Origin of the sequence: Kaistella yonginensis (assembly GCF_030409525.1) — a bacterium.
In the GTDB taxonomy this organism is placed as follows: Bacteria; Bacteroidota; Bacteroidia; order Flavobacteriales; family Weeksellaceae; genus Kaistella; species Kaistella yonginensis.
The window spans coordinates 52,556-61,755 of record NZ_JAUFQB010000056.1 but is presented as its reverse complement, the minus strand read 5'-3'; the positions used below and the strand labels follow the sequence as shown (position 1 = coordinate 61,755).

11 protein-coding genes are annotated in these 9,200 nt (G+C 35.9%); 6 read left to right on the top strand and 5 right to left on the bottom strand.

Annotation, left to right across the window (positions count from 1 at the left end; genetic code table 11):
• Nucleotides 1-124: 124 nt before the first annotated feature.
• Nucleotides 125-619, top strand: coding sequence for an SRPBCC family protein (locus tag QWY78_RS11565; protein WP_290219957.1), 495 nt, complete (start codon nt 125-127; stop codon nt 617-619).
• Between the two features lie 21 nt (nt 620-640).
• Here the strand turns inward: QWY78_RS11565 and QWY78_RS11560 are convergent, their stop codons facing one another.
• From QWY78_RS11560 to QWY78_RS11545, 4 genes are all read right to left on the bottom strand, one after another.
• Nucleotides 641-997, bottom strand: coding sequence for a hypothetical protein (locus QWY78_RS11560; protein WP_290219955.1), 357 nt, complete (start codon nt 995-997; stop codon nt 641-643).
• The gene (locus QWY78_RS11555; RefSeq protein WP_290219953.1) at nt 987-3,053 is read right to left on the bottom strand and encodes a S9 family peptidase; all 2,067 of its coding nucleotides are present in this window, start codon (nt 3,051-3,053) and stop codon (nt 987-989) included. The genes QWY78_RS11560 and QWY78_RS11555 overlap by 11 nt, the downstream gene beginning before the upstream one ends.
• A gap of 79 nt (nt 3,054-3,132) precedes the next feature.
• A complete protein-coding gene (locus tag QWY78_RS11550; protein ID WP_290219951.1) occupies nt 3,133-3,873 on the bottom strand; it encodes a uroporphyrinogen-III synthase in 741 nt (246 codons plus the stop codon).
• Nucleotides 3,874-3,885: 12 nt separating this feature from the next.
• On the bottom strand, nt 3,886-4,560 hold the full coding sequence (locus QWY78_RS11545; RefSeq protein ID WP_290219949.1) for a DUF4271 domain-containing protein: 675 nt from the start codon (nt 4,558-4,560) through the stop codon (nt 3,886-3,888).
• Between the two features lie 144 nt (nt 4,561-4,704).
• On the opposite strand from QWY78_RS11545, the gene QWY78_RS11540 reads away from it, so the two are divergent.
• The 4 genes from QWY78_RS11540 to QWY78_RS11525 are packed head-to-tail and all read left to right on the top strand — an operon-like array spanning nt 4,705 to nt 8,028.
• Nucleotides 4,705-5,421: a polyprenol monophosphomannose synthase gene (locus tag QWY78_RS11540; RefSeq protein WP_290219948.1), complete on the top strand. Its 717-nt coding sequence runs from the start codon at nt 4,705-4,707 to the stop codon at nt 5,419-5,421.
• Nucleotides 5,394-5,786, top strand: coding sequence for a DUF4296 domain-containing protein (locus tag QWY78_RS11535; RefSeq protein WP_290219946.1), 393 nt, complete (start codon nt 5,394-5,396; stop codon nt 5,784-5,786). The genes QWY78_RS11540 and QWY78_RS11535 overlap by 28 nt, the downstream gene beginning before the upstream one ends.
• Before the next feature lies 1 nt (nt 5,787).
• A complete protein-coding gene (gene tgt, locus QWY78_RS11530) occupies nt 5,788-6,924 on the top strand; it encodes a tRNA guanosine(34) transglycosylase Tgt (RefSeq protein ID WP_290219944.1) in 1,137 nt (378 codons plus the stop codon).
• A gap of 9 nt (nt 6,925-6,933) precedes the next feature.
• Complete coding sequence (locus QWY78_RS11525; RefSeq protein ID WP_290219942.1) at nt 6,934-8,028, top strand: LptF/LptG family permease; 1,095 nt, start codon at nt 6,934-6,936, stop codon at nt 8,026-8,028.
• Here the strand turns inward: QWY78_RS11525 and QWY78_RS11520 are convergent.
• Nucleotides 8,022-8,738 carry a biotin--[acetyl-CoA-carboxylase] ligase gene (locus QWY78_RS11520; protein WP_290219940.1) on the bottom strand — a complete coding sequence of 239 codons (717 nt, stop codon included), beginning with the start codon at nt 8,736-8,738 and terminating at the stop codon, nt 8,022-8,024. The genes QWY78_RS11525 and QWY78_RS11520 overlap by 7 nt on opposite strands.
• A gap of 87 nt (nt 8,739-8,825) precedes the next feature.
• Here QWY78_RS11520 and rsfS point away from each other — a divergent pair, with 87 nt between their 5' ends.
• Nucleotides 8,826-9,188 carry a ribosome silencing factor gene (gene rsfS, locus QWY78_RS11515; RefSeq protein ID WP_290219938.1) on the top strand — a complete coding sequence of 121 codons (363 nt, stop codon included), beginning with the start codon at nt 8,826-8,828 and terminating at the stop codon, nt 9,186-9,188.
• Nucleotides 9,189-9,200 lie beyond the last annotated feature (12 nt).

The window sequence follows — 9,200 nt, the reverse complement described above, 5'->3', positions numbered from 1 at the left end:
TCTAAAATCACTTCCTTTACAATGATACAGTATCTGAATTTTTTCGTTTTTAAAAGAAGTATAAATAAAACAAAAATTAATTTATGCTAAATGCACAACAGGTTATATTTGATAAAATTTAAAAATGGAAACAAAAATAATTTTTACTAAAGATGAGAAAGCCGCTACAATATATATCATGAAAGTATTTCATTGTTCAGTAGATGAAGTTTGGAATCACTTTACACAAGCAGATTTATTGAACAAGTGGTGGGCACCGAAGCCTTGGAAATGCGAAACATTAAAAATGGAATTTGAACCAGGTGGTTTTTGGTATTATGCCATGATCGGTCCAGAAAACGAAAAACATTTTGGCGGCGCGAAGTATCATGAAATAAATTACCACCGAAGTTTTGATTTTACCGATTTCTTCACTGACGAAAATGGCAATATGAATACGGCATTGCCTACTACCAAAAGTTTAATCGGATTTACAGGAGTTGCGCAAGGCACAAAACTAACCATCAACAATCATTTCAATTCCCCTGCAGAGATGCTGCAAATTCTGGGAATGGGGGCGGAACAAGGATTTACGGCAGCCTTAAATCAATTGGAAAAACTGCTCAACAAAAAAGACTGATTGTAAAACCAGCCTTAATTCTTATCCTTCAAAAAGCGCTTCATCCATAAAATACTGAATGATGGCTTTCTTCATCAAAATCTGTTGCTCATTCGGTTTCAGCTCCGGAAGTGTTGCGACTTCATCAAAATGTGGATAACCATCATCATCATAATCCCGAAACTTATAGTATCCAAATGGCTCTAGCAAGCGACAAACCGCGATATGTAGAATATTGAGTTTATCATCTTTCGTATATTTTTGCTGGCCGCTGCCTAATTCCTGAACACCGATTAGGAACAAAATCGTGTCAATCTGCGGATGTTTATCGGTCTCGAAATTTTTTACGAAGAATTGTTCCACTTCTTCCCAAAGTTGGCCTTCTGATTTAGTTTCCATTGATTTTATTTTCTAATTTCATTAAAAATGCATACTCTAAAGAATCTTCTTTTAAAGATTCAAACCTTCCGCTTGCTCCACCGTGACCAGAACTCATATCGGTTTTAAATACCAATAAGTGGTCATCGGTTTTTAACTCCCGTAGCTTGGCCGTCCATTTTGCGGGTTCCCAATATTGAACCTGTGAATCATGCAAACCGGTTGTGATCAAAATATGCGGATAATTTTTCGCTTCGATATTATCGTAAGGCGAATAGGATTTCATATAATCGTAATATTCTTTTTCTTTCGGATTTCCCCATTCATCAAATTCCCCCGTTGTCAGAGGAATCGTCTCATCCAACATGGTCGTAACCACATCTACAAAAGGAACTTGAGCCACAATTCCGTGGAACAAATTGGGTTCGTTATTGATTACGGCACCCATCAACAATCCACCTGCACTACCACCCATCCCGTAAAGATGTCTCTGTGAGGTGTAATTTTCTTTCACTAAAAATTTTGCCGCATCAATAAAATCAAAAAATGTGTTTTTCTTTTGCAGCATTTTTCCCTCTTCATACCATTCTCTTCCCATATATTCGCCGCCGCGGATATGTGCAATTGCGTAAATAAAACCACGATTCAACAAGGAAAGTCGTACGTTAGAAAAACTCGCATCTACCGTATGACCGTAACTTCCGTAGCCATAAAGCAAGAGTGGAGTTTCCGGTGATTTTTTTGTCTCCTTATGATACACCAAAGAAATCGGAACTTTTTTTCCGTCTCTGGCCGTTGCCCAAATTCTTTCTGAGATATAATTTTCTGGCAAAAAATCCTCACCCAATACTTCCTGTTGCTTCAATAAAATAGTGGTTCTTTCTTTCATATCATATTCAAAAGTTGAACTTGGCTGCGTAAGTGAAGTATAACCGAAGCGCAATTTCTCAGTATCAAACTCTAAATTTAAGCCGATATAAGTAGTATACGTGGGATCTGAAAAGGGAAGATAATGAACCGAATTGTTTTTTGTATCAATAATTTTCAGCTGTAGAAGTCCTTGCGTTCTTTCTTCGAGTACCAAATAGTTTTTGAAAATTTCAAAACCTTCCAACAAAACCTCTTCACGATGCGGTATCACTTCAATCCAATTCTTTATTCCGGGTTGCGCAACTTTGGTTTTTACAATTTTAAAATTGGTAGCTTCATCAGCATTGGTAATGACATAAAATTCATCTTCATAATGCTCTACTGCATATTCCAAATCATCCATTCTTGGTTGAATAATCTGCCAGTCGGCCATCACTTGATCTGCCGGAATAAATCGTTGCTCATCCGAAATCGTGCTCGAACTGGAAATAAAAATATACGCTAACGATTTGGTTTTAAAAACATTAACATCGAAAGACTCATCTTCTTCATGAAAAATTAAAACATCTTGCGAGGAATCTGTTCCTAACTGATGCAGAAATACCTGAAAAGCGCGCAAACTATCGTCTTTTCGGATATAGAAGATATGCTCATTATCATTTGCCCAAACTACTTTTCCGGTAGTGTTGGCAATTTGATCTTGTAAAATTTCGCCGGTTTCTACATTCTTAAAATTAATGTTATAAATCCTTCGACCCATATTGTCGGAAGAGTAGCTCATTAACTTATTGTTCGGTGAAATAGCGACGCTTCCCACTTCAAAGAATTTTTGACCGTCCGCCAAGACATTTACATCCAACAAAAGTTCCTCTTCATTTTCTAAGGTCTGAAATTTCCTGGTAAATAAAGGATGTTCTTTTCCTTCTACAAAACGGACAATGTACCAATATTCATTAAAAAAATACGGTAGCGACTCGTCATCTTTTTTATAACGGGCTTTCATTTCCTCAAAAATTTGGTGTTGAAAATCTTCGGTATCCTTCATCACCGCTTCGGCATAGGCATTTTCATCTTCCAAATATTGAATCACTTCAGGATTCTCTCTTTCATTTAACCAATAATAAGGATCATTCCTTTGGTCACCATGGATTTCCAGAACTTTCGCTATTTTTTTTGCTTTGGGTGGTATACTATTTTTAGAGCTCATCAAGAGTAATGATTTAAAATATAAAAACCGACTTAATCTTTGAATAAGGCGGTTTTAGAATTATGTTTTTCTGAAGAAATTATTTCTCCAGATTTCTTATGTATTTTTCAATGGCCATGGTCATTGATGGTGATTCTTTGCTGGGCGCCATGACATCAATTCTCAAACCAGCATCTTTCGCTGCTTGTTCTGTGGTGGCTCCAAATACAGCAACCTTAACTTTGTCTTGGTTAAAGTTTTTAAAGTTTTCGTGCAACGATTTAATTCCTTGTCGGCTAAAGAAAACCAACATGTCGTACTCATCAATATTTATTTCACTAAGGTCACTGCTGACCGTTTTGTACATGGTCGCTTTTGTCCACTCAATTCCAGAAGTTTCTAAAACCGTTTGAATATCTGGGCTTAAAATATCTGAAGCAGGTAAAAGGTATTTTTCTGACGGAAATTTCTTGAATAGCGGAAGCAAATCAGCAAAAGTACGTTCACCGAAAGAGATTTTTCTTTTTCTATAGACAATATGTTTTTGCAAGTAATTGGCAATCGCTTCCGACTGACAAATGTATCGCATAGAATCTGGAACAGCGAAACGCATTTCTTCTGCAAGACGAAAATAATGATCAATCGCATTTTTACTGGTAAATATAATACCGGTGTATTGTGACAAATCAATTTTTTGTGTCCTTAGATCTTTTGCATCAACTCCCTCTACATGAATGAACGGCTTAAAATCTATTCTGATTTTTTCCTTTCGAGCAATTTCCAAATACGGAGAAGATTCGTTTGGGGCCGGCTGTGAAACCAATATCGATTTAATTTTCATCGTCTAAATTTCTTAAAGATATAATACTTTCCAAAGGACCAAAACAGGTGTAATTTGGAGGGTGCAAATATACAAAAATTTATAATACCACTTCTGCGGTAATATTTTATTGGGCGAAAGAAGATAAAAGAAAATTTTAAATACAAAAACCCCCATAAAACCCACAAAATAATAGTCAAATATTTGTAAATCAATCGCTTTAAAATAACCTGTTAACTGTACATCATTGACCTTATAAAAAAACTGATACACACAAAGTCCCATTAACACCAAAGAAAATACGAAATAAAATTTAGAGGCCGAAAATTGAAAAAGTTTCCACTTTTTCAGACTTCCAGTGCCAGCATAAAAAATATAGGACAGCGAACTTTTAAGGGTAAAAAAAAGAAAGAGTGCGCCTAAGGTAAATCCAAATTTATTCAGTTCGTAACCGAAAAAATGTATATCGGTCACGAGTTTTGGGACAATGGGAATAGACGGTGAAATAAAAGTGGCCAACAAAACGGTGAAAACACAACTAATTATAAGCCAGCTCAAAAAATTGTTAGAAGAATCGGCAAATTTTTGCAGCAAAAAAACCTTTACCGATGAATCCCGATGAAGATATAAAAGCATAAATACATAAAGTAAAATACAGCCGAGAATGATAAAAACCACCCAATCGTTGTGCTGCACAAGTCGAATCAAACTAAAATTTTTGCAAAAATAAGAATATTAAAGCAATATCTTTAATTATTTCATCTTCATTACAATTGGAATTAATATTGATGCACCAAAACAGTCCGTAAAAATAACGGCGGAAAAGTTTATCTTTGCACCTTAATTTCTAAGATGAAAAAACTCGTCATCATTCCAACTTATAATGAGAAGGAAAATATTCAAAACATTATTTCTACCGTATTTGCGCTGGAGGAAGATTTTCATGTTTTGATTGTTGACGATTCATCACCCGATGGCACCGCTGCTATCGTAAAAAAACTACAAGAAATTTATCCTCATCAACTCCATCTCATCGTTAGGAAAATAAAAGATGGCTTAGGAAAAGCGTATATCGATGGATTTAAATGGGCGCTGGAAAATAATTACGATTATATATTTGAAATGGATGCCGATTTTTCGCACAATCCAGCAGATTTAAATAAACTTTTTGAGGCTTGTGTAAAAGCCGACATGAGCATTGGATCACGATATTCAAAAGGAGTAAATGTGGTAAACTGGCCGATGGGCAGAGTCTTGCTTTCTTATTTTGCTTCTAAATATGTACGCCTTATTTTAGGAATTCCGATTCATGACACCACCGCTGGTTTCGTTTGCTTTTCCAGAATAGTTCTGGAAGAAATTGGTTTAGACCAAATTAAATTAAAAGGGTACGGCTTTCAAATTGAAATGAAATTCCGGGCGATTAAAAAAGGGTTTAAAGTGGTGGAAGTCCCGATTATCTTTACCAATCGAGAATTAGGCGAAAGCAAAATGAACGGCGGTATTATTCACGAAGCTGTTTTTGGTGTTTTAAACTTAAAATGGAAATCGATGATTGGAAAATTATGAGAAAAGCTGCACTTATTATTTTTTCATTTTTAATGATGGCTTGTTCCGAACTGATCGACAAACCAAAGAACCTTATATCGAAAGATACCATGGCTGATGTATTAGCAGAATTTGCAATGAATGAGCAAATGACCTTGGTCGTAGAAAACATCAACCTGGATAACGCAACCCGATATACCCTTCAACAAAAAAAAATTAACGGAAATGATTTTGTTGAAAGTTATAAATATTACACCGCTTCTGGCGAGATTAAAGAAATTATAGACCGCGCACAAGATCTGGTAATTAACCAGGATCCGAAAGCGAAAATCTATATCGAGAAAAAACTTAAAGAAAATAAAAACGTACCTGCATTTGCACAATAATATGACATCCTCATTTTTCGAAATCAACAAAACTACGACTGGCAAAGCAAGAGCCGGAACCATTACCACAGATCACGGTACAATTGAAACACCGATTTTTATGCCAGTAGGCACGGTGGCTTCTGTAAAAACCGTTCATCAAAGAGAACTTAAAGATGATATCAAAGCACAGATTATTCTAGGAAATACCTATCATTTAAATCTACGTCCGAAAATGGATATTATGCAGGCGGCAGGCGGATTGCATAAATTTATGAACTGGGATTTACCCATTCTAACCGATTCCGGAGGTTACCAAGTATTTTCTTTATCAAAATCCAGAAAATTAAATGAAGAAGGCGTAAAATTTAAATCGCATATCGATGGAAGTACGCATTTTATTTCTCCCGAAATTTCTATGCAAATTCAGCGACAAATCGGCGCCGATATTTTTATGGCATTTGATGAATGCACTCCTTATCCGTGCGAATATAATTTAGCCAAAAAATCGATGGAAATGACCCATCGCTGGTTAAAAAGATGCATCAAATGGACGGATGAAAATACTGAAATCTACGGTCATCAACAGAAACTTTTCCCAATCGTTCAGGGCTCCACCTATTCTGATTTAAGAAAGAAATCTGCTGAATTTATTTCGGAACAAAATGCAGCAGGTAATGCCATCGGCGGACTTTCTGTTGGAGAACCAGAAGATGAAATGTACCGCATCACCGATGAAGTTACCGACATTTTACCCAAAGATAAACCACGCTACTTAATGGGCGTTGGAACGCCGTGGAATATTTTGGAAACCATCGGCTTAGGAATCGATATGATGGACTGTGTGATGCCGACGAGAAATGCCAGAAACGCCATGTTATTTACTTGGCAAGGCGTAATGAATATGAAAAATAAAAAATGGGAAAGTGATTTTTCTGCCTTAGATGAATTCGGATCGAGTTATGTAGATTCAGAGTATTCCAAGGCATATGTACGGCATTTATTTGCCTCAAAAGAATATTTAGCAAAACAAATCGCTTCAATTCATAATTTAGCTTTTTATCTTGATTTGGTTCGCGTGGCGAGACAACATATTATCGCGGGTGATTTTTATGAATGGAAGGAATCGGTGGTACCCGTGTTAAAACAAAGACTTTAAAAAGTATCGATGAAAATAATTGACCTGTATATCATCAAAAAATACCTTGGGACTTTCGGGTTCATGTTGGCGTTATTAACGATTATTGTATTGGTCATCGATGTGCAGGCGAAAGCACCCAGAATTGAATCCAACGGATTTACGGTAACGGAGTTCCTGATCGATTTCTATCCTTACTGGATGGTAAATCTGGTCATCACCTTTATGTCGATTTTGGTTTTTATTTCGGTTATTTTCTTCACCTCTAAAATTGCGAATAATACTGAAATTGTAGCTATTATTAGTTCTGGAGCGAGTTTCCACCGATTTGCCCGCCCTTATTTTATAACATCTGGGTTGATCGCCATTGCTGCTTTACTCATCAATCATTTCGTATTACCACTGGCCAACATTAAGAAAAATGAGCTGGAACCTTACACGTATAATGCAAAAAGCCGAGAAGAATTTACGGGCAATGTTGAAGTTGCAACCCAGCTTTCGAAAACCGAATATATTTTTATTAAAAGTTATAACAAAAAAGAAAAGCGTGGCTCAGGCTTTTTCTATCAAAAATTCGACAAAGACCGTAGGTTAATTTATCAGTTAAATGCGGCCGATTTTTATTGGGTAAAAGATAAAAAACATTTTCTGATGAGTAATTACCTGGAAAAAACGATTTTTAAAAATGATACCGAGAAATTAGCGCAAGGAAATTCGATGATTAAAAGTTTCGGACATCCGCCAGAGGAACTTTTCCCCGATGTTTTATTGGGTCAAAATAAAACAACACCAGAACTCATCAAATTTATCAACAGAGAAAAAGAAAAAGGGAATGCAAATCTGAATAATTATTTAAATGAGTTGCATCAACGAACATCAATGCCTTTTTCAGTCATTATTCTCACCGTTTTAGGATTGGCGCTCGCTTCACAGAAAAAGCGTGGCGGGTTGGGAATGAACCTTGCCATAGGAATTTCACTGGCTTTTGTTTTTGTATTTTCTTTTGAAGTATTGAAGGTTGTATCTGCCAACAAAACCTTAACTCCATTCGTTGCGATGTGGTTGCCTAATTTTATCTTTGGGCCGCTGGCATTGTATCTTTATTTCAAAAGAGCCAATCAGTAGAGCAAGGTGATTTCTTTATGAAAGAATTTTTGCAATCCGTTATGCTCTAGTTCTACCCATAAAAAACCATCTTCATCCACTTTTTTAACAATGCCATTTTGTCTTAGTTGACCGATTTCAAAAACAGAAATTAAATTTTTTCTAAATAATCGCCGGTTCAATTCTTCGAGCACCACCTCTTCAGAGATTGGATTTATTAAATGATCATCCAAATACTGATGAAGGGATTCTGCTAAAATTTCAAGATCGAATTCAATACCTGTTTGGGTAAACAAAGACCCTGCTTTAGGAAGGTTTCTGAAGTTTTGCTGCAAAACATTTAAACCTATTCCGACTAGAAAATACGATTTGTTATTGAGTAATTTCTTCTCTATTAATAATCCAGCGACTTTTTTCTGCTTGATAATTAGATCATTTGGCCATTTTATTTCCGGTTGGTGATTTGTCAGAATGGCAAGAAAATCCGCCACCACTTCAGCGGTATGAAAATTGAATAAATGATTGGGTAGTTTAATGAGTTCCTGGGGGACTGCGACCGAATAAGCCAAATTTAACTGGTCGCCCGATTCCCAAGAATTTCCATACTGACCTTTACCTTTGATTTGATTAAAAGTATAAACGGCTTGTAAATCCAGCGTATCATGTGTAAGAAATTTCTCAAGCACATCGTGTGTTGAGGAACATTCTCGAAGGTAGAACAAGCGTATCATTTATGAAAACTTTAAGAGTTAGAAGTGGTAAATTTGAGACTATTTAAATAAAAAAACAATAAATTTGCAGATTATACAAAATTTTTAATGAACAAAATCACAGAAAAGCAACTACTGATCGACAAAATTGTAGAAGCAATACAAGATACAAAAGGAGAAGATATTATGATCTTCGACTTATCAAAAATCGAAAATTCGGTCGCACAAACATTCGTCATCTGCACTGGTAACTCTAATACGCAGGTTTCGGCCATTTCTGGCAACATCGAAAAAAAGGTTAGAAATGAATTACAAGACCGCCCGTGGCATGTAGAAGGAAGTGAAAACTCACTTTGGGTTTTACTAGATTATGTCTCTGTAGTGGTTCATGTTTTCCAAAGAGAAACCCGTGAATATTACGATATTGAGGAACTTTGGGGCGATGCACAGATTACAAAAATAGAAAATTAATTAATGATCGTT

What these genes read in the sequence shown, in the direction of transcription:
- QWY78_RS11555 (WP_290219953.1), bottom strand. Translation starts at nt 3,053, where the DNA reads ATGAGCTCTAAAAATAGTATACCACCCAAAGCAAAAAAAATAGCGAAA.
- QWY78_RS11520 (WP_290219940.1), bottom strand. Translation starts at nt 8,738, where the DNA reads ATGATACGCTTGTTCTACCTTCGAGAATGTTCCTCAACACACGATGTG.
- tgt (WP_290219944.1), top strand. Translation starts at nt 5,788, where the DNA reads ATGACATCCTCATTTTTCGAAATCAACAAAACTACGACTGGCAAAGCA.
- QWY78_RS11540 (WP_290219948.1), top strand. Translation starts at nt 4,705, where the DNA reads ATGAAAAAACTCGTCATCATTCCAACTTATAATGAGAAGGAAAATATT.
- QWY78_RS11535 (WP_290219946.1), top strand. Translation starts at nt 5,394, where the DNA reads ATGGAAATCGATGATTGGAAAATTATGAGAAAAGCTGCACTTATTATT.
- rsfS (WP_290219938.1), top strand. Translation starts at nt 8,826, where the DNA reads ATGAACAAAATCACAGAAAAGCAACTACTGATCGACAAAATTGTAGAA.
- QWY78_RS11525 (WP_290219942.1), top strand. Translation starts at nt 6,934, where the DNA reads ATGAAAATAATTGACCTGTATATCATCAAAAAATACCTTGGGACTTTC.
- QWY78_RS11560 (WP_290219955.1), bottom strand. Translation starts at nt 997, where the DNA reads ATGGAAACTAAATCAGAAGGCCAACTTTGGGAAGAAGTGGAACAATTC.
- QWY78_RS11550 (WP_290219951.1), bottom strand. Translation starts at nt 3,873, where the DNA reads ATGAAAATTAAATCGATATTGGTTTCACAGCCGGCCCCAAACGAATCT.
- QWY78_RS11565 (WP_290219957.1), top strand. Translation starts at nt 125, where the DNA reads ATGGAAACAAAAATAATTTTTACTAAAGATGAGAAAGCCGCTACAATA.